Source organism: Hyphomicrobium sp. CS1BSMeth3, assembly GCF_900117415.1.
GTDB lineage: Bacteria > Pseudomonadota > Alphaproteobacteria > Rhizobiales > Hyphomicrobiaceae.
On the sequence record NZ_FPEI01000006.1, the window covers coordinates 2,634,034 to 2,653,338 of the forward strand.

16 protein-coding genes are annotated in these 19,305 nt (G+C 66.5%); 6 read left to right on the forward strand and 10 right to left on the reverse strand.

The genetic code is table 11. The features are described 5' to 3' along the window. Positions 1–8: 8 nt before the first annotated feature. The gene (locus tag CS1BSM3_RS27210) at positions 9–1,313 is read left to right on the forward strand and encodes a homoserine dehydrogenase (protein ID WP_072393530.1); all 1,305 of its coding nucleotides are present in this window, start codon (positions 9–11) and stop codon (positions 1,311–1,313) included. 75 nt (positions 1,314–1,388) lie between these two features. On the opposite strand, the gene CS1BSM3_RS27215 is transcribed toward CS1BSM3_RS27210, so the two are convergent. Then, complete coding sequence (locus CS1BSM3_RS27215) at positions 1,389–2,150, reverse strand: DUF1013 domain-containing protein (protein ID WP_072393533.1); 762 nt, start codon at positions 2,148–2,150, stop codon at positions 1,389–1,391. A 229-nt stretch (positions 2,151–2,379) separates the two neighbouring features. Here CS1BSM3_RS27215 and CS1BSM3_RS27220 point away from each other — a divergent pair, with 229 nt between their 5' ends. The 5 genes from CS1BSM3_RS27220 to ykgO all read left to right on the forward strand — a co-directional run bounded on the left by CS1BSM3_RS27220 (position 2,380) and on the right by ykgO (position 6,907). Beyond that, positions 2,380–2,994, forward strand: coding sequence for a 2-hydroxychromene-2-carboxylate isomerase (locus CS1BSM3_RS27220; protein ID WP_072393536.1), 615 nt, complete (start codon positions 2,380–2,382; stop codon positions 2,992–2,994). Positions 2,995–3,072: 78 nt separating this feature from the next. Beyond that, positions 3,073–3,399 (forward strand): hypothetical protein, encoded by a 327-nt coding sequence (locus tag CS1BSM3_RS27225; RefSeq protein ID WP_174263799.1) that lies wholly within the window; start codon positions 3,073–3,075, stop codon positions 3,397–3,399. A 550-nt stretch (positions 3,400–3,949) separates the two neighbouring features. Then, complete coding sequence (locus CS1BSM3_RS27230; protein WP_072393542.1) at positions 3,950–6,163, forward strand: ComEC/Rec2 family competence protein; 2,214 nt, start codon at positions 3,950–3,952, stop codon at positions 6,161–6,163. A gap of 126 nt (positions 6,164–6,289) precedes the next feature. Next, entirely contained in the window at positions 6,290–6,628 is a 339-nt protein-coding gene (locus CS1BSM3_RS27235) for a ribonuclease E inhibitor RraB (protein WP_072393545.1), read from the forward strand. A gap of 153 nt (positions 6,629–6,781) precedes the next feature. Next, positions 6,782–6,907, forward strand: coding sequence for a type B 50S ribosomal protein L36 (gene ykgO, locus CS1BSM3_RS27240; protein ID WP_072394690.1), 126 nt, complete (start codon positions 6,782–6,784; stop codon positions 6,905–6,907). A gap of 121 nt (positions 6,908–7,028) precedes the next feature. Here ykgO and CS1BSM3_RS27245 read toward each other — a convergent pair whose 3' ends face one another. The 9 genes from CS1BSM3_RS27245 to CS1BSM3_RS27285 all read right to left on the reverse strand — a co-directional run bounded on the left by CS1BSM3_RS27245 (position 7,029) and on the right by CS1BSM3_RS27285 (position 19,302). Continuing rightward, positions 7,029–7,853, reverse strand: a complete 825-nt coding sequence (locus CS1BSM3_RS27245; protein WP_072393548.1) for a TIGR00282 family metallophosphoesterase — start codon at positions 7,851–7,853, stop codon at positions 7,029–7,031. A gap of 1 nt (position 7,854) precedes the next feature. Continuing rightward, positions 7,855–8,463 carry a 5-formyltetrahydrofolate cyclo-ligase gene (locus tag CS1BSM3_RS27250; RefSeq protein ID WP_072393551.1) on the reverse strand — a complete coding sequence of 203 codons (609 nt, stop codon included), beginning with the start codon at positions 8,461–8,463 and terminating at the stop codon, positions 7,855–7,857. A 2-nt stretch (positions 8,464–8,465) separates the two neighbouring features. Further along, positions 8,466–8,705, reverse strand: coding sequence for a formate dehydrogenase subunit delta (locus CS1BSM3_RS27255; protein WP_072393554.1), 240 nt, complete (start codon positions 8,703–8,705; stop codon positions 8,466–8,468). Next, the gene (gene fdhD, locus CS1BSM3_RS27260; RefSeq protein ID WP_072393557.1) at positions 8,692–9,540 is read right to left on the reverse strand and encodes a formate dehydrogenase accessory sulfurtransferase FdhD; all 849 of its coding nucleotides are present in this window, start codon (positions 9,538–9,540) and stop codon (positions 8,692–8,694) included. Before fdhD ends, CS1BSM3_RS27255 begins: the two co-directional genes overlap by 14 nt. Positions 9,541–9,549: 9 nt before the next feature. Next, a complete protein-coding gene (fdhF, locus tag CS1BSM3_RS27265) occupies positions 9,550–12,429 on the reverse strand; it encodes a formate dehydrogenase subunit alpha (protein ID WP_072393560.1) in 2,880 nt (959 codons plus the stop codon). A gap of 7 nt (positions 12,430–12,436) precedes the next feature. Next, positions 12,437–14,011: an NADH-ubiquinone oxidoreductase-F iron-sulfur binding region domain-containing protein gene (locus CS1BSM3_RS27270; protein WP_072393563.1), complete on the reverse strand. Its 1,575-nt coding sequence runs from the start codon at positions 14,009–14,011 to the stop codon at positions 12,437–12,439. Then, the gene (locus CS1BSM3_RS27275) at positions 14,008–14,475 is read right to left on the reverse strand and encodes a formate dehydrogenase subunit gamma (protein WP_072393566.1); all 468 of its coding nucleotides are present in this window, start codon (positions 14,473–14,475) and stop codon (positions 14,008–14,010) included. The genes CS1BSM3_RS27270 and CS1BSM3_RS27275 overlap by 4 nt, the downstream gene beginning before the upstream one ends. A gap of 212 nt (positions 14,476–14,687) precedes the next feature. Continuing rightward, on the reverse strand, positions 14,688–15,602 hold the full coding sequence (locus CS1BSM3_RS27280; protein ID WP_072393569.1) for a LysR family transcriptional regulator: 915 nt from the start codon (positions 15,600–15,602) through the stop codon (positions 14,688–14,690). A 97-nt stretch (positions 15,603–15,699) separates the two neighbouring features. Beyond that, positions 15,700–19,302: a hydantoinase B/oxoprolinase family protein gene (locus CS1BSM3_RS27285; RefSeq protein ID WP_072393572.1), complete on the reverse strand. Its 3,603-nt coding sequence runs from the start codon at positions 19,300–19,302 to the stop codon at positions 15,700–15,702. Positions 19,303–19,305 lie beyond the last annotated feature (3 nt).

Below are 19,305 nucleotides of genomic sequence, written 5' to 3' on the forward strand. Positions count from 1 at the left end.
AATAAGCCATGACCACACGTGATCCCCTCAAGCTCGGCATTGCTGGCCTCGGCACCGTCGGCGCCGGCCTCATCCAGCTCCTCGAGGTTCATGGCACGAAGCTCGCGGACCAGCTTCACCGGCCCGTCGAGGTCGTCGCCGTCTCGGCCCGCGACCGCACCAAGGACCGGGGCGTATCGCTCGAAGGTCTGCGCTGGATCGACGATCCCGTCGCGCTCGCGACCGATCCGGGCATCGACTGCTTCGTCGAGCTGATCGGCGGCGAGGACGGCGTCGCCAAGCGCGCGGTGGAAGCTGCGCTTGCAGCCGGCAAGCACGTGGTGACTGCCAACAAGGCGCTGCTCGCCCATCATGGCTTCGAGCTCGCGCAGCTCGCCGAGAAGCACAACGTCGCGCTCAACTTCGAGGCGGCCGTGGCCGGCGGCATCCCCGTGATCAAGACCGTGCGCGAAGCGCTGGTCGGCAATCAGGTCCGCCGCGTGTCCGGCATTCTCAACGGCACCTGCAATTACATCCTGAGCAAGATGCAGGAGGAGCGCAGCCCCTTCGCCGAAGTGCTGAGGGAAGCGCAGGCGCACGGCTATGCGGAAGCCGATCCGACATTCGACATCGGCGGCTTCGACGCCGCGCACAAGCTGACCCTATTGACCAGCCTCGTGTTCGGCACGCGTGTCGCCTTCGACCAGATCCACATCGAAGGCATTCAGACGATCACCGACGCGGACATCAACGCGGCGGACGAGCTCGGCTATCGCATCAAGCTGCTTGGCGTCGCGACACTGACCGAGGCCGGCATCGAGAGCCGCGTCACGCCCGTGATGATCCCGGTCGAGACCGCCATCGCCGGCGTCTCGGGCGTCACCAACGCCGTCGCGCTCAATGCGGATTTTGCCGGCAACCTGCTCCTCGTCGGGCCGGGTGCCGGCGCGCGGGCGACCGCCTCGGCCGTCGCGAGCGACATCGTCGATATTGCCGCCGGCTTTGTTCTGCCAGCGTTCGGCGTGCCCTCCTCGCGGCTGAAACCGCACAAGAGCGCACCGCTCGGCCAGCACAAAGGGGAATACTACGTGCGATTTTCGGCCTTCGACCGGCCGGGCGTGATGGCCGCGATCACGGCCCGCATGGCGGAGCAGGAAGTCTCGCTCGACAGCATCGTGCAGCACGGCCCCCGCGGCGCGCCAGGCGCGCTCGCGAACATCGTGATCATCACGCACGAGACGACCGAGGCGTCGATCCGCAAGGCGCTGGAGGACATCGAGGCCGACGGCAAGGTCGCCGAGAAGCCGCAGATGATCCGCATCGAGGAAGTGTAAGGCCTTCTCCCTCTCCCGTTCCTGCAATGAGGAGGGGATCGACGCGCCTCGGCGGCAGCCGCAGCGCCTGCGCGCTCAGCGCTCTTCCTCGTCGTCCTTCTTCTCGCCCGTGCCGAGCTCCTGAAGTCGCGCGAAGACGCGCGAGGCCGCGGCCTCCTCGGACTCCTCGGGTTCCTCCGGCTCGGCCGGCGGCTCGGGGAAGCTGACGTCGGGCTGTGGCCCGAGGCCCGGAACGGTCTCCGACGTCGGCAGCAGCGTACCGGCCTTCGGCTCGGCCGGCGCACCTGCGCCCTGACGATCCTGCGGCGCGCGCTTGGCGGCCTTCGCGACCTCGGCATCGAGATCGATCTGCGAGCAGAGCCCGAGCGTCACGGGGTCCTGCGGCGTGAGGTTCTGCGCGTTCCAGTGCGTGCGATCGCGGATCGCGGCGATCGTCGGCTTGGTCGTGCCGACGAGGCGGATGATCTGGCTGTCCTTGAGCTCGGGGTGATTGCGCAGCAGCCACATCACGGCATTCGGGCGATCCTGACGGCGCGACACGGGCGTGTAGCGCGGGCCCCGCTTCGTCTTGACCGGCGGGATCTCGACCTTCGACTCCGCGAGCTTGAGGCGGTAGTCGGGATCGCCCTCGCCGCGCTTGATCTCCTCGCGGCTGAGCTGGCCGGAGGCGATCGGGTCCATGCCTTTGATACCCTGCGCGACATCACCGTCGGCGATGCCCTTGACCTCGAGATGGTGAAGCCCGCAGAACTCCGCGATCTGATCGAAGCTGAGCGAGGTATTCTCGACAAGCCAGACGGCTGTCGCTTTCGGCATCAGCGGTTTGCGATTGCTCATGGTTTGGGCTTTCCGGGGTATGGGCTCTTCCGGCCTGCCCGATAGGTCGAGCAGCCGTGGATATCGAGTTCCATGGAGGGATCAGGCGTGCTTATAGCGCGATGGTCCCTGCCAGGGCAACCGGCAGATGTGGGGTTGCAGATGGCTCCACCGGGCCCTGGGCCTCAGGCAGACAGGATGGCGGAACTGGCCTACGCTCTGAGAGTGGACCGAACACGGATCAAGTGCCATGCCCAGACTCGAATTCTGGTACGACTTCGCCTCGACCTATTCCTATCTGGCCGCCATGAGGATCGAGCCGCTGGCTGAGGCCGCAAAGGTCGACATCGCCTATCGACCCTTTCTGCTCGGCCCCATCTTCAAGGCCCAGGGACTTATGACATCCCCCTTCGTGCTGAACCCTACGAAGGGCCGCTACATGGCCCGAGACATTGCGCGTACGGCCACCGCGCGCGGGCTTGCCTTCCATGTGCCGGAGCCCTTTCCAGCCCATAGCCTGATGGCGGCGCGAATCGGCATGGTTGCGGAGGAAGAGGGCTGGATCGGCCCCTTCACACGGGCGGTCTTCGCGGCCGAATTCGCCGAGCGCGCGGATATTGCAACCTCCGATACGCTTGTCCGCCTCATTGCCGGCCTTGGCCGAGACCCCGAGCAAGTCATGGCTCGCGCCGGCTCCGAGGGGATCAAGTCGGCCCTCCGCTCGCGGACGGAAGCCGCTGCCGACAAAGGAATATTCGGCGCACCGACCTTCATCGCGGAGGATGGCGAGCTGTTCTGGGGCGACGACCGCCTGGAGGCTGCCCTGGCCTGGGTAAGCGGGGCCGCACGCCCCGGGGCTGAATGATTGTTCACCATAAATCAGTTACTTAGCACTCTGGACGATGATATATTGCGCGCGGCATCAACCTAGGGAGTGACTGCCGTGACAAGGGATCGTTGGATTCTGAAACTGAGCGCCATGGGTCTGGCTCTGGCGCTGATCGGCGGAGCGGCTCACGCCCAAGCGCCGAAGGCCGAACCCAAGGCCGCCCCGAAGGCCGAGACCAAGGCACCTCCGGCGGAGAAGAAGGCTCCCGCCAAGAAGAAGGCGGCCTCGCCCTGCCAAGGCCTCGACGAGAAGGCCTGCGGTGCGAACACCGGCTGCTCGTGGATCAAGGCCACGAAGACCAAGGCCGGCGTCGATCGCAAAGCCTACTGCCGCCTGAAGACGGCGCCGCCGAAGAAGGCCGCGGCTCCGGCGAAGAAGTAGACTGTCCGTCAGAACATTTTGCTTCCAGCCGCCGGAGCCACGCTCCGGCGGTTTTTGTTTGCTTGCCGCGGGCTGCCGGGAAGGGGTGCTGTCGCCTCCCGTCGTGGTGCCATGCCCGCGGCGGTGGTTTTGTTTTAGTGCCGCGGACTGCAGGGAAGAGGTGCTGTCGCCTCCTGGCGTGGTGCCGTGCCCGCGGCGGCCATGCGGATAGCGCTCGCGTGTGGCGCCCCACTTCCCCCCTCTCCCCATTGTCTTCAATGGGGAGAGGGCCGGGGTGAGGAGCGGGTACGCATGCTGACGTTGGCGTATGTCACCGCCCCTCATCCTAACCTTCTCCCCGTAAGCACGGGGAGAAGGGACAGTGGCGCGTTCGCGGCTCGCTCCAAATCCATAAAACACGGGGGTTCGGGGGTGTCCCCCGATTGGGGCGTGGGGCCAAGGCCCCGCTCGCGCCGAAGGCGCGACTGCGCTCACGCGGCAGCGCGACTGCATCACGACAAACCTTGCTTTCGCACGACGCCCCTCTACCGTGACGGCGGACGGGGGTGGCATGGGGCAGCTCTTCGCCGCAGCAATGGGCGCGCTCGAGCGCGAGCAGGACCGCTGGTTCCTCTGGGCACCGGTGCTGCTCGGCTGCGGCATTGCCACCTACTTCGCGCTGAGGTTCGAGCCGGCCCCTCTCGCCGCGGCCGGCGCGCTGGCGATCGCAGCCATCGTTCGCTGGCGCTGGCGCGAGGGCAGTGCGGCGGCAATCGCAGGCGGCGCACTGTTCGCGGCCATGCTCGGCTTTGCACTTGCCCAGGCCCGCACCCACATCGTCGCCGCTCCTGTCATCGCAAGCGAGCGGAGCACGCTGACGGTCACCGGTTGGATCGAATTGGTCGAGCCGCGCGAGGAGCGCGGCCAGCGCGTTACCATCCGCATTCACGACATTGCCGGCTTCAGCGCGGAGCGCCTGCCGACGCGCGTCCGCGTGCGCACGCTCACAACCGACGCGACACTCAAAGCCGGCGACGCTGTCAGCGTGCGCGCGGTGCTCTCGCCGCCCGCCGGCCCTTCGCTCCCCGGCGGCTATGACTTCGCGCGTCAGGCCTGGTTCCTCGGCCTCGGCGGTGTCGGCTACTCGCTCTCGGCCCCACAGCCCGTAACGATCGCCGCCCCCTTGCCCTGGGATCTCCAGGTGCGCGCGGCCTTCAACCGGCTCCGCCAGACGATCGCCGAGCGCGTCACGGCCGTCCTCCCCGGCGAGCAGGGCGCGATCGCCGTCGCGCTCATAACGGGCGAGCGCGGTGGCATCACGCAGGCAACGAATGCCGCCTATCGCGACTCCGGCCTCATTCACATCCTGTCCATCTCCGGCCTGCACATGGCGATCATGGCCGGCGCCATGTTCTTCACGGCGCGCTTCGTGCTCTCGCTCATCCCGGCGATCGCGCTCCGCTATGACATCCGCAAATGGGCGGCCGTCGCGGGGGCCATCGGCGCCTTTGCCTATCTGACCATCTCGGGCGCCTCGCCGCCGGCCGTGCGCTCGTTCCTGATGGTGCTCATCATGTTCATCGCGATCCTGCTCGACCGACCGGCGTTGGCGCTACGCAATGTCGCGCTGGCCGCACTCGCCATGCTGATCGTCATGCCGGAGAGCCTGATCGATGTCGGTTTCCAGATGTCATTCGCAGCCGTTGTCGCACTCGTTGGCGGCTACGAGGCCTGGCGGGATCGTCCCAATCCCGACGCACGCGCGCCCGAGCGCGGCTGGCTGTGGCGCGCGCCGCTCATTTTCCTCGGCGGCATTGTCGCCTCGACGCTGATCGCGAGCTTCGCGGTGGCGCCCTTCGGCATCTACCATTTTCACCAGAGCCAGCAGTACGCGATGCTGGCGAACCTATTCGCCGTGCCGGCCGTGAACATTCTCATCATGCCGGCCGCGCTCGCGACGCTGCTTGCGCTCCCGCTCGGCCTCGAGGCAGCACCGCTCCAGATCATGGGCCTCGGCATTTCGTTCATGAGCGGCGTGGCCTATTGGGTCGCCTCGTTGCCGGGTTCGGTCATCCGCGTCGCAGCCATTCCGACTTTGAGCTTCGCGCTTATCGTGGCGGGCGGCGCGTGGCTCCTGCTGTGGCGTACGCGGCTGCGCATTTGGGGCCTCGCCGCGATCGCAGGCGGTCTCGCGCTCGCGCCCTTCGGACCGCGACCGGACCTTCTCGTCAGCCGCTCCGGGACGCTTATTGCCGTGCGCGGCGAGGACGGCCGCCTCTCGGCACTCGCAGGCCGCGCCGATCAGTTCGACCTCGGGCGCTGGCTCGAACGCGACGGCGATGGCCGCAGCCCAGCAAGCGTCGCCGATCCTGCACAGTCGGGCTCGATCTTCATATGCGACAGCAGCGGCTGCGTAGCGCGCGTGCGTGAGCGCCGGCTGGCAGCTTCCCGCCATCCTGCCGCGCTCCGCGACGACTGCGAGCGCGCCGACATTCTCGTGCTGCGGCAAAGCCGCCCTGCAGGATGCGCCCCCTCGGCGCTGGTGATCGACGCGGCTGCTCTCCGCCGCGAGGGGGCGCATGCGCTGACCTTCCGCGACACGGAGATCGTCGTCACGACCGTGACCGGGCTGCATGGCCGCCGACCGTGGTCCGTGGAGCCGAGCGCGCGACCTCCTCAACGCCCTCGCCTGCCGCGCCGCGCACCCCCAGCCGAACGCCGGCCACCATCAGGTCTGCTCGAAGTAGCCGCCCCCGATGCGGGTCCGGTCTCGGGCGACGAATAGGCCGAGCGCGTGTTCGGCAACGACATCGACTGCGCAGTAATCCGGAAGCTCCACGCGCGGTTGCGTTACACCTCATGTATTAGTGCCCGATATCGTGAAGCTGCAGGAAGATTTGAGGACCACTGCATGAGCGAAGAGGACGACATCATTACTTACTTAGTTGCCCAGGGCGCCGACCTCGCGGTGCCCCGATCTGTGCGACACTATGTGTACATGCCAACCAAAGAGGCAGCCGGTTCCGTAGCCAGTGAATTGAGAAATCGCGGATACGCCACTGAAGTGAGCCCAGCCGCTCTAGGTAGCGCGTGGCTTGTGCTTGCCTGTCACGACGTGGTCGTGTCGGCGAGAGGTGCGGCCGCAGTACGTCGGTTAATGGAGGCGCTTATCAAGGAACATGGATGTGGCGAGTACGACGGATGGGATGCGGCGTTGCATGGTCATGAAGTCCGCCCGAAACCAAACTGACGCGATAACGACGATTAGGGCATATTGACAGGCCGGGCCCTGCCGCATAGGTTGCGCCACCTTTTCAATGGGCACCGCTGTTCGTTGCCGCACCGCTCCACCGGGAGCGCCGAGCGCCATGACACATTGCCCGCAACCGAGGCCGATGGTGTCATGAAAGTCCGCAACTCGTTGAAATCCCTTCGCGGCCGCCATCGCGGCAACCGCCTCGTGCGCCGCAAGGGTCGGGTCTACGTGATCAACAAGTCGAACCCGCGCTTCAAGGCCCGTCAGGGCTGATCTTCCTTCGCGGAATCCCGTAAGACACTGGCGCGGCCGCCATAGCGCGGACCGCGCCATTGATCGTATCCGCCGGCGTGATGAGACCCGCCCCGCTCGCGCCAGAGGCGCGACTGAGCCCTCATTCTTCCCAGAAATCCACCCTGATCGGCCGCAGCACGCCGCCCATGCGCAGGGCCTGGGCCTTGAGCGCGAGCCCAGTCCTCGGATCGATCTCGACGGCAAATCCCGAGAGCGTTCCCGGTCCCATGGACGGTTCCATGCGCCCCTTGGGAATGCGCGTGAGGAAGCGGTTGAGCGGCTCCTCGGGCTGCATACCGAGCACCGAGTTGTAGTCCCCGCACATGCCGGCATCCGTCATGTAGGCCGTGCCACCCGGCAGCACGCGATCGTCGCTCGTCGGCACGTGGGTGTGCGTGCCGACCACACAGGACACGCGCCCATCGAGATAGAGCCCGAGCGACTCCTTCTCGCTCGTCGCCTCGGCATGGAAATCGACGAGAATGGCGTCCGCGCCCATGCCGAGCGGACAGGCCTCGAGCTCGGCATCGATCGCCCGGAACGGGCAGTCGAGCTCCGGCATGAAGATGCGGCCCATGGCGTTCATGACGAGCACTTCGGCGCCATTGCGGGCCTTGTAGAGACTGGCACCGCGGCCCGGCGTCCCCAGCGGATAATTCAGCGGACGAAGAAGACGCGGCTGGCGCTCGATGAAAATGAGGGCCTCGCGTTGGTCCCAGCTATGATTGCCGAGTGTGACGGCATCGGCGCCCGCAGCGAGCAGATCGTCGCAAATGGCCTCGGTAATGCCGAAGCCACCCGCCGAGTTCTCGCCGTTGATGACGACGAAATCGAGCCTGTAGCGCTCGATGAGCCCGGGCAGGTTCTCGATGACCACGTCGCGGCCGCTGCGGCCGACCACATCCCCGAGGAACAATAGGCGCATCTCACCTGTCCGAGCGTTGCCGGGCCCCCGACGGCGTCAGGACCCAATCAAGTCGCTCGTCATAGTCGAGATGCGGCACGGCGTCGACCTCCAGCTCATCGAGCGCAAGGCCGACGGCCATGATCGGCTTCAATGTCCTCAGATGTCGGAGCGTGCGATCGTAGTAGCCGCCGCCATAGCCGAGACGATAGCCCTGAGCATCGAAGGCGAGGAGCGGCACGAGCACGATATCAGGTAGAACTTCGGGCTGTTCAGGCGCCGGTTGTCGGATGCCCCATACGCCGGCAATCAGCGTGTCGCCCGGCGTCCAGGCGCGAAACAGAAGCGGGTCGGCCTTGCCCTGCATGACCGGCAACGCCAGCGAATGGCCCTTGGATCTGAGCGCCCCCATGAGCGGGAGCGGCCAGATCTCGCCGGCCATGGGATAGTAGCCCGAGACGATGCCGGGTGGCCGATCCCCGAGGAGCGCCATGCCATGGTGCACGAGCCCCTCGTTGACGCTGCCTCCAAGCGCGGCAAGAGCCGCCTCGCGCCGCGCTTTCTGGCGTTCGCGCAGGGTCCGCTTGAGAGCAAGGATTTCCAGAGCCGCGTCGTTGGGAGCGGTCGGCATGATCAGGCCTGATGGGCGCCCGCCTGCGGCGCGGGATGGAGCTGCCTGAGCGCGGCGAGCGCGAGGGGATCGAGGCCGGCGCCGCCGTTCGCGAGATGCTCGAGAATGCCGCGGCGCATGCGCGGATCCCAGAAGTCCTGGATGTGCTTCGCAATCTGCGGCACGGCGCGCGCCTCGCCCTGCGCTGCGAAGGCCTTGGCGATCTGGTTCGCCATCATGACGAGCTTCTCATGCTGCTGCATTTTTGGCCCGCTTTCCAAGTTTGCCCGGCGGCGTGACCGCCTCGGGAATGCGATCGGGATGCGTGAAGACCTCGAAGCCGTCCTGGCGCGCGACCGCGACGAGCGTGATGCCGGCCGCGTCGGCCGTCTCGAGCGCGAGCTTCGTCGGCGCCGAGACCGCGACGATCATCGGGGCACCTGCCGTCGCCGTTTTCTGCACCATCTCGACGGAGATGCGGCTGGTCAGAAGAATGATGCCCGCGCGGACATCGACGCCGCGCCGCCTGAGGCCGCCAATGAGCTTGTCGAGCGCATTGTGCCGGCCGACATCCTCCGCAACCGCAACGAGGCCTTGCTCGCGGTTCCAGAATCCGGCGGCGTGCACGGCGCGCGTGCGCAGGTTGAGCTCCTGCGCCGCGGGAAGCGCTGCCATGGCCTCCGCGATATCGGCCGCCGCGAACGAAACATCGCTTACGACGGGCGGAAATCTCTGAGTGACGGCTTCCAGGCTTTCAATGCCGCAGAGCCCGCAGCCCGTGGGTCCGGTGATGCTCCGGCGGCGCTGGGCGAGCGCGAGACCGCGGTCCTTGGCGAGCCACATGCGCAGCTCGATGCCCTCGGCGTGCTCGACGACCTCGACGCCCTCGATCTCATCGGGCGCCGACACAATGCCCTCGCTGAGGCTGAAGCCGAGGGCGAAGTCCTCGAGATTTGTCGGTGATGCCATCATCACGGCATGCGTCGTGCCGTCATAGACCAGCGCAACAGGCACCTCTACCGGCAGCTCACGCTCCATCGCGGTGACGGCGGTGGCCGTCACCTTGATCGAGCGGGCGCGGATGGCAGCATCAGTCATCGCGCTATGCTATTCCGCGGCCTCGGCCGCCGCAATGCGCCGGCTCGCCCGCGCGAAGGCGTCGTAGTCCTCCTGGTACTGCGTCGGGCCGTTCGAGAGGCCGACCTGCACCGCCGTCACCTTGTACTCGGGGCAGTTCGTGGCCCAATCCGAGAAATCCGTGGTGATGACGTTCGCCTGCGTCAGCGGATGGTGGAAGGTCGTGTAGACGACGCCCGGCGCCACGCGGTCTGTGATCAGCGCGCGCAGCGCCGTCTCGCCGGCACGGGACTGAATGCGCACCCAGTCACCTTCCTTGATGCCGCGCTGCTCGGCGTCGTGCGGATGGATCTCGAGACGATCCTCATCGTGCCACATGACGTTTTCGGTGCGCCGCGTCTGGGCGCCGACATTGTACTGCGAGAGAATGCGCCCCGTGGTCAGCAGCAGCGGGAAGCGCGGTCCCGTGCGCTCATCCGTCGGCACGTACTCGGTGAGCATGAACTTGCCCTTGCCGCGCGCGAAGGTCGTCGCGTGCATGATCGGCGAGCCTTCGGGATTGGCGTCATTGCAGGGCCACTGCACCGAGCCCATTTCCTCGATCTTCTTGAAGCTCACGTTCTTGAAGGTCGGCGTCAGGGCTGCGATCTCGTCCATGACCTGGCTCGGATGGGTGTAGTTCCAGTCGAGCCCGAAGCCGTGCGCGAGGAGCTGCGTGATCTCCCAATCGGCATAGCCGTTGCGCGGCGTCATCACACGGCGCACGAGCTGGATGCGCCGCTCGGCGTTGGTGAAGGTTCCATCCTTCTCGAGGAAGGTCGAGCCGGGCAGGAAGACGTGCGCGTAGTTGGCCGTCTCGTTGAGGAAGAGATCCTGCACGACCACGCATTCCATCGCCGCGAGCCCGGCGGACACGTGCGTCGTATCCGGATCGGACTGCAGGATGTCCTCGCCCTGGATATAGAGGCCCCGGAACGTGCCTTCGACGGCCGCATCCAGCATGTTCGGAATGCGCAGGCCCGGCTCCGGATTGAGCTTCGTGCCCCACATGGCTTCGAACGTGGCGCGGACGCCATCATCGCTGACGTGGCGATAGCCCGAGAACTCGTGCGGGAAGGAGCCCATATCGCATGAGCCCTGCACGTTGTTCTGACCGCGCAGGGGGTTTACGCCGACGCCGCGGCGGCCGAGATTGCCCGTCACCATGGCGAGGTTCGCAATCGCCATGACGGTCGTCGATCCCTGGCTGTGCTCCGTGACGCCGAGACCGTAGTAGATCGCGGCATTGCCGCCCGTTGCATAGAGGCGGGCCGCGGCACGCAGCTCCGCCGGATCGACGCCCGTGAACTTGGCCACCGCCTCCGGCGAATGGCGCTCCTCGGCGACGAAGGCCGCCCATTCCTGGAAGTCATCCATCTCGCAACGCTCGCGAACGAACTTCTCGTTCACGAGACCTTCGGTGACGATGACGTGCGCCATCGCCGTCAGGACGGCGACGTTCGTACCGGGCAGCAGCGGCAGATGATGCGCCGCTTCGATATGGACCGAGCGCACGAGATCGATACGGCGCGGATCGACGACGATCAGCTTGGCGCCCGCCCGCAGGCGCTTCTTCATGCGGCTCGCGAACACGGGATGGGCGTCCGTCGGATTCGCACCGATGACCAGCATGACATCGGAGTCCTCGACGGAATCGAAGTCCTGCGTGCCGGCGGAAGTACCGAAAGCCGTCCTCAGTCCATAACCCGTCGGCGAGTGGCAAACGCGCGCGCACGTATCGACGTTGTTCACGCCAAAGCCGGCGCGGATCAGCTTCTGGACGAGGAACGTCTCCTCGTTCGTGCAACGCGAGGACGTGATGCCGCCGACGGCGTCGCGGCCGTACTGGAACTGAATGCGCTTGAACTCGGAGACGACGCGGTCGATCGCCTCTTCCCACGTGGTCTCGCGCCAAGGATCGGTGATCTTGTCGCGCACCATGGGCTTCAGGATGCGCTCCTTGTGCGTGGTGTAGCCCCAGGCAAAGCGGCCTTTGACGCAAGAGTGTCCGCGGTTCGCCTTGCCGTCCTTGTAGGGCACCATGCGCACGACTTCCTCGCCGCGCATCTCGGCCTTGAAGGAGCAGCCGACACCGCAATAGGCGCACGTCGTGACGACGGAGTGCTCGGGCTGGCCGATGTCGATGAGAGACTTCTCGCTCAGAGTCGCCGTCGGGCAGGCCTGCACGCAGGCACCGCACGAGACGCATTCGCTGTCGAGGAAATTCTCGGACATGCCAGCCGCGACACGGCTCTCGAAGCCACGCCCCGCAATGGTCAGCGCGAACGTGCCCTGCACTTCCTCGCAGGCGCGCACGCAGCGATTGCAGACGATGCACTTCGAGGGATCGTACGTGAAATACGGGTTGCTCTCGTCCTTCGGCATCCAGGCGTCGTTCGCCGCGCCGTCCTTCGCCTTGGCAAAGACGTGGTTCGCACCGTCATAACCATAGCGCACATCGCGCAGGCCCACGGCGCCCGCCATGTCCTGTAGCTCGCAGTCGCCGTTCGCCGCGCAGGTGAGGCAATCCAGCGGGTGGTCCGAGATGTAGAGCTCCATCACGCCGCGGCGGAGTTGCTTCAGGCGCGATGTCTGCGTGTGCACGACGAGCCCGTTCATGGCCGGCGTCGTACAGGAAGCGGGCGTGCCGGGGCGGCCTTCAATCTCGACGAGGCAGAGGCGGCAGGAGCCGAAAGCCTCGATGCTGTCGGTCGCGCAGAGCTTCGGGATCTGCGTGCCGAGCTCCATGGCCGCGCGCATGATCGACGTGCCCTCGGGCACCGTCACCTCGACGCCGTCGATGGTCAGCGTGACCATCTTCTCGGACTTGGAGGCCGGCGTGCCGTAATCGATCTCGTTTACGAGCGTCATGCTGTTCTCACTCCGCTGCCTGCGGCAGGCGCTTGGCCCGACGGAAATCATCCGGGAAATGCGTAAGCGCGCTCATAACGGGGTACGGGGTAAACCCGCCAAGGGCGCACAAGGATCCGAACTTCATGGTGTTGCAGAGGTCCGTGACGAGCGCGAGATGGCTCTCGGGCTGATCGCCGGCCAAGATCTTGTCGATGGTCTCGACGCCGCGCGTCGAGCCGATGCGGCAGGGTGTGCACTTGCCGCAGCTCTCGATGGCGCAGAACTCGAAGGCAAAGCGCGCCTGCTTGGCCATGTCGGCCGTGTCGTCGAAGACCGTGATGCCGCCGTGGCCGATGAGGCCGTTCTTCGCGGTGAAGGCCTCGTAGTCGAAGGGCGTGTCGAAGAGCGCGCGCGGGAAGTAGGCGCCGAGCGGACCGCCGACCTGCACGGCCTTGACCGGACGCCCGCTGAAGGTTCCGCCGCCGACATCATCGACGAGCTCGCCGAGCGTCATGCCGAAGGCTGTCTCGAAGAGGCCACCGTGCTTGACGTTGCCGGCGAGCTGAATGGGCATGGTGCCGCGCGAGCGCCCCATGCCGAGATCGGCATAGACCTTGGCGCCTTCCGAAAGGATGAACGGCACGGCCGCGAGCGAGAGCACGTTATTGATGACCGTCGGACGGCCGAAGAGGCCCTTGTGCGCGGGAAGCGGCGGCTTGGCGCGCACGATGCCGCGCTTGCCTTCGAGGCTGTCGAGAAGTGCCGTCTCCTCGCCGCAGACATAGGCGCCGGCGCCGGTGCGCACTTCGAGATCGAAGGCCTTCTTCGATGAGGCAATGCTCGCGCCGAGCAAGCCGGCCTTGCGCGCGATGCCGATGGCTTCCTTCAGCGTCGCAATGGCGTGCGGATATTCCGAGCGGACGTAGATGTAGCCTTTGGTCGCGCCAACGGCGAGGCCCGCAATCGTCATGCCCTCGATGAGCAGGAAGGGATCGCCTTCCATGATCATGCGGTCGGCGAAGGTCGCGCTGTCGCCCTCGTCGGCATTGCAAACGATGTACTTCTGGTCGGCCGGCGCATCGAGCACCGTCTTCCACTTGATGCCCGTCGGGAAGCCAGCGCCGCCGCGGCCGCGCAGGCCGGACTTCGCGACCACATCGACGATGCCCGCGCCGCCGAGGCCGACGGCCTGCTCCAGGCCGACGTAGCCGCCGTGCGCGCGATAGTCTTCGAGCGAGAGCGGATCGATGATGCCGCAGCGCGCGAACGTGAGCCGCGTCTGGCGCGCAAAGAAACCGATCTGCTCGACGGGACCGACCGACTTGGCATGGCCGGCGACGGCGAGCGAGTGACCATCGAGCAGACCTGCGGCCACGAGGCTCGCAACGTCGCTGACGTCGAGCGGCCCGAAGCCGTGCCGCACGCCATGGCTCTCGACCTCCAGCAGCGGCTCGAGCCACATCATGCCGCGCGAGCCCGTGCGCACGATCTCGATCGAGCGGCCGGCGGCCGGCGCGGCCTTGGCGAGCGCCGCGGCGACCTCATCGGCGCCGACAGCAACGGCGGCCGCATCCCTGGGAATGAAGAACCGCACGCTCATGCCCCGGTCTCCTTCAGCAGGGCGTCGAGTCGTTCCGCCGTCATGCGCCCGACAACGCGGCCGTCGATCATCGCGGAGGGCGCGGTCGCGCAGAGCCCGAGGCAGTAGACCGGCTCGAGCGTGACGCGGCCATCGGCGCTGGTCTCGCCGCAGGCGACGCCCAAGTGATGCTCGGCCCGCTCGACGAGCGCCTCGCCGCCCATGGACTGACAGGCCTCGGCCCGGCAGAGCTTCAGCACGTGGCGACCGGCCGGCTTGGCCCGGAAGTCATGGTAGAAGGTGACGACGCCGTGCACCTCGGCACGGGAAAGGTTCAGCACCTGCGCCAGGGCCGGAACCACGGCCTCAGGCACATAGCCGAGCGCCGACTGAACATCGTGCAGGATCTCGATCAGCTCATCCGGCCGATTGCCGTGCTCGGCGGCGACCGCTCGCGCAGTCTCGTCTGCTGTCTTGTCAGCCATTCAGGGCACCTCTTGCGGCGGTGCGCATCGCACCTAACCCACTCATCCTACTTATTTATTTCGGACGAATGCGTACACGATGGCACCCTGGCACCGCGCACCTAAAATCATTCCAGAAACGCATCATCGCCCAGAATGGCGACAGCGATCCAATCGGTTGTTCCGATGGGTTAATCGGGGCGGCCGATGACGCAGCGCGGCATGAGGAAGGGCTACTTCCGGCCCGCGCCGGCGGGCGCAGCGACCTGCGCGGCGGACTCGAAGACCGCCAGAACCAGGGGCGAGACCGGGTCGCGGTCCACGGCGACCAGACCAACGCTGTGCTCGATCTCGGGGTTCGTCAGCGGCACCGCCCGAATGTCCGACATGGGCCCGAGGATTTTCAGGAAATACTCCGGCACGATGCTGGCGAGCCCCATGAGGTGCACGTTCGCATAGAGGTTGATGACCGAGTTGGTCTCCAGCCGGATGATGGGCGTGCTGTTCGCGGTGCGGAACGCCCGATCGATGATGCGCCGGTTCTGCATGTTCGGGGTCAGCAGGCAGAGTGGCTGTTTCGCCGCCTCAGCCCAGGTGACGGAGGCCTTCCCGGCCAGGTGATGGTCATCGCGCAGGAGCAGGCAGTAGCGCTCCATGTAGATGGACTCCGCGCGCATGCCCTCGATCGGCTCGTTGTCGAGGTAGGTGAGGCCGACATCGATCGAGAAGTCCTCGAGATTGCGCAGGATCTCGACCGAGCTCTGCGAGAGCACGGTAAGCTCGATGCCGCTGTGACTGTCCTGGATGGCCTTGGTGATCAGCGCCGCCATGGGCAGTGCGGACGGCACGACCCCGAGCGAGAGCCGTCCGACCAGCGCGCCCTTGGCGCTGCGCAGCGTCGAGATTTCCTGCTGCAGCGAGCCCCAGTTGTCCAGAATGGCGTGCGCCCACTTGAGCACGCGCTCGCCTTCCGCCGTGAGGCCATGAAAGCGCTGGCCGCGCTCGACGATCGGCACGCCGAGCTCCTGCTCGAGCTGGCGAATGCGCCCCGAGAGCGTGGGCTGCGTGACGTTGCACGCCTTCGCTGCGCGCGTGAAATGCTTCTCGCGCGCGAGCGCCGAAAGGTACTGGAGCTGGCGAATATCCATGGTGCGCGGAGTATATCAGGCCGCGCGGTCTCTGGCATACCAAGCCAACGCCGCACGTTCGCACAAGGTAAGCAGCACGTAGCTCCGGGCTGGGCTCCTAGCCAGGAGGCCCATAGCCGCCGCCGGCCGGCGTCTCCATGTGATAGAGATCGCCTGGTTGCATCTCCCGCCGGTCATTGCCTTCGAGACGCTCTTTGGTCCCGTCCGCGCGCTCGACGATATCGATGCCACAGGCGCCCGGCTCTCCACCGGCAAGGCCAAAGGGCGGCACCTTGCGGTGCGAACCGAGCGTGGTGACCGTCATGGCCTCCAGGAAACGCATACGCCGGACGGCGCCGTCACCCCCGTGCCAGCGGCCCGCACCGCCCGAGCCGCGCCGAATGCCGAAGGCCTCGAGCCGCACGGGAAAGCGCCATTCGAGGATCTCGGGATCGGTCATGCGCGTGTTCGTCATGTGCGTCTGCACGGCGCTCGCGCCATCGAAACCATCGCCTGCGCCCGTGCCGCCACAGATGGTCTCGTAGTTCTGCAGGCGCTCGTTGCCCCAGACGAAGTTGTTCATGGTCGCTTGCGAACCGGCAAGCACGCCGAGCGCCCCGAGCAGAGCGTTCGTTGCCGCCTGCGAGACTTCGGTGTTGCCCGCGATCACGGCTGCCGGAGCGCGCGGGTTCAGCATCGTGCCTTCGGGCGTGATGATCGTCAGCGGCTTGAGGCAGCCTTCATTGAGCGGGATCTCGCTCTCCGAAAGCGTGCGGAAGACGTAGAGCACCACCGCGCGGCAGACGGCGAGCGGGGCGTTGTAGTTGAACTCGCTTTGCGCCGACGTGCCCGTGAAATCGATGGTCGCACTCCGCGCCTTGCGATCGACGCGCACGGCAACGTGGATCGCCGCGCCGCTGTCCATGGGATAGTGGAACTCACCATCCTTGAGCGTATCGATAGCCTTGCGCACGGCGGCTTCCGCATTGTCCTGCACGTGGCGCATGTAGGCATCGACGACGGGCTGGCCGAACTGCTCGACCATGCGCAGGATCTCGCGCACGCCCGTCTCGTTCGACGCGATCTGCGCGCGCAGGTCCGCCATGTTCTGGTCGATGTTGCGGCAGGGATAGCGTCCCGAGGCGAGCAGCGCCCGCGTCTCCACATCCCGGAGGCGCCCCTGATCGACCATCTTGAAGTTGTCGATGAGAACGCCTTCCTCGTCGATGTGGCGGCTGTCCGGCGGTGCCGAGCCCGGCGTCCTGCCGCCGATGTCCGCGTGATGGCCGCGCGAGGCGACGATGAACAGAATGCGCGCACCATCGCGGCTGAAGACCGGCGTCACGACGGTCACATCGGGGAGATGCGTGCCGCCGCGGTAGGGATTGTTCAGCATGATGCTGTCGCCGGGCTTCAGGTTGCCGGCATTGAGACGCAGCACCGTGCGTACGGCCTCGCTCATGGAACCCAAGTGCACCGGCACATGCGGCGCATTGGCGACGAGATTGCCTTGCGGGTCGAAGAGCGCACAGGAGAAGTCGAGCCGCTCCTTGATGTTTACCGAATAGGCGGTGTTCTCGAGCGTCGCCCCCATCTGCTCGGCGATCGACATGAAGAGGTTGTTGAAGACCTCGAGCATGATCGGATCGGCTTCCGTGCCGAGCTGCTCGCGGCGCGCCTGGGCTGCCGTGCGGGTGAGCACAAGATGGCCGAGGTTCGTGATCTCCGCCGTCCAGCCTTCCTCGACGACGTTCGTGCCGGTCGGCTCGATGATGATCGCGGGGCCGTCGATGGTGTCACCAGGTCCGAGCTTCGCGCGGTCATAGAGCGGCGTGTCACTCCAGCCTGAGCGCGTGTGCACGCGCACGTTCGCAATCGGGCGGCCGTCAGCGTCGCGTGCGCGCGTGATGGGCCGCTCGACAAGGGCGTCGCTGGCGCCGATCGCTTCCAGCGCCACGGCCTCGACGATCAGATCGTCGCGCTCGACGGCAAAACCGAAGCGCGCGCGATGAACCTCGGCGAAGCGCTGGCGAAGCTCGTCCTCTGTGCCGTAGTCGACCGCCAGTGGCTGATGCGCGCCCTCATAGCGCACGTGCACGCGCCGCTCGACCACGATCCGATCGCGCGGGATGTCCTGGCCGAGCACTTCCTCAATGGCACCAGCCTCGAGATCGGCAAGCGCTTCGGCGACAGCCTCCACCGAGCCCTTCAACGGACGCTCGATCTGGCGCTCGCGCAGCGCGCGCACCTCCGCGAGGCCCATGCCGTAGGCTGAGAGCACGCCCGCATAAGGATGCAACAGCACCCGCGTGATCCCGAGTACGTCGGCGATGGCGCACGCGTGCTGACCGCCAGCCCCGCCAAAGCAATTGAGCGTGTAGCGTGTCACGTCGTAGCCGCGCTGCACCGAGATTTTCTTGATCGCATTGGCCATGTTCTCGACGGCAATGCGCAGGAAGCCTTCAGCAACCTCCTCCGGCTTATACGACGTGCCGCTCGCGGTATTGATCTCAGCGGTCAGGCGCTCGAACGCCTTGCGCGCAGCCTCGACGTCCAACGGCTCGTCGCCACCTGGACCGAACACGCTTGGGAAATGATCCGGCTGGATCTTGCCGAGCAGGACATTGCAGTCGGTGACCGCGAGCGGACCGCCGCGGCGGTAGCAGGCAGGCCCCGGGTTGGCGCCCGCGCTTTCGGGGCCCACCTGAAAGCGGCCGTCCTCGAACTTCAGGATCGAGCCGCCGCCCGCCGCGATCGTGTGAATGTGCATCATAGGCGCGCGCATCCGCACGCCCGCGACCTCCGTCTCGAAGGAGCGCTCGAACTGGCCGTCGAAGTGCGTGACGTCGGTGGACGTGCCGCCCATGTCGAAGCCGATGAGCTTCTCGAAACCGGCCATGGTGCCCGTCCGGACCATGCCGACGACGCCGCCCGCCGGCCCCGAGAGGATCGAGTCCTTGCCCTGGAAGAGCGCGGCGTCGATCAGCCCGCCATTCGACTGCATGAACTGAAGGCGCCGGCAGCCGCCGCGATCCGCGCCGAGCTCGTCGCGCACCTGATCCACGTAGCGGCGCAGCACAGGCGAGAGATAGGCGTCGGCAACCGCCGTATCGCCACGCGAGACGAGCTTGATGAGCGGGCTTGCTGTATGGCTCGGCGAAACTTGGCGAAAGCCCACTTCGCGCGCGATCTCCGCGACGCGCCGTTCGTGCGCTGGATAGCGATACGAGTGCATGAACGCGATGGCAACGGCGCGGATACCTGCCGCATAGGCCGCTTCCAGCGCCGTGCGCGCCGTCGCCTCGTCGAGCGCACGGACGACCTCGCCGCGCGCGCCCATGCGCTCGTCCACCTCGGCGACGCGGGTATAGAGCACCTCCGGCAGCCTGATATGGAGATCGAAGAGCCGCGGGCGGTTCTGGTAGCCGATGCGCAGGAGATCGGCGAAACCCGTGGTGATAAGCAACAGCGTCGGATCGCCCTTGCGCTCGAGCAGCGCGTTCGTCGCGACTGTCGTGCCCATGCGGACGGTATCGATGAGACCCGGTGGAATAGCCTCGCCAGGCTTCAATCCGAGCAGATCGCGAATGCCCTGCACGGCGGCGTCGCGATAGCGCTCAGGGTTCTCCGAGAGTACCTTGTGGCAGAGGATTTCGCCGTCCGGCCGTCGCGCGACGATGTCCGTGAATGTGCCGCCGCGATCGATCCAGAACTGCCACATGTC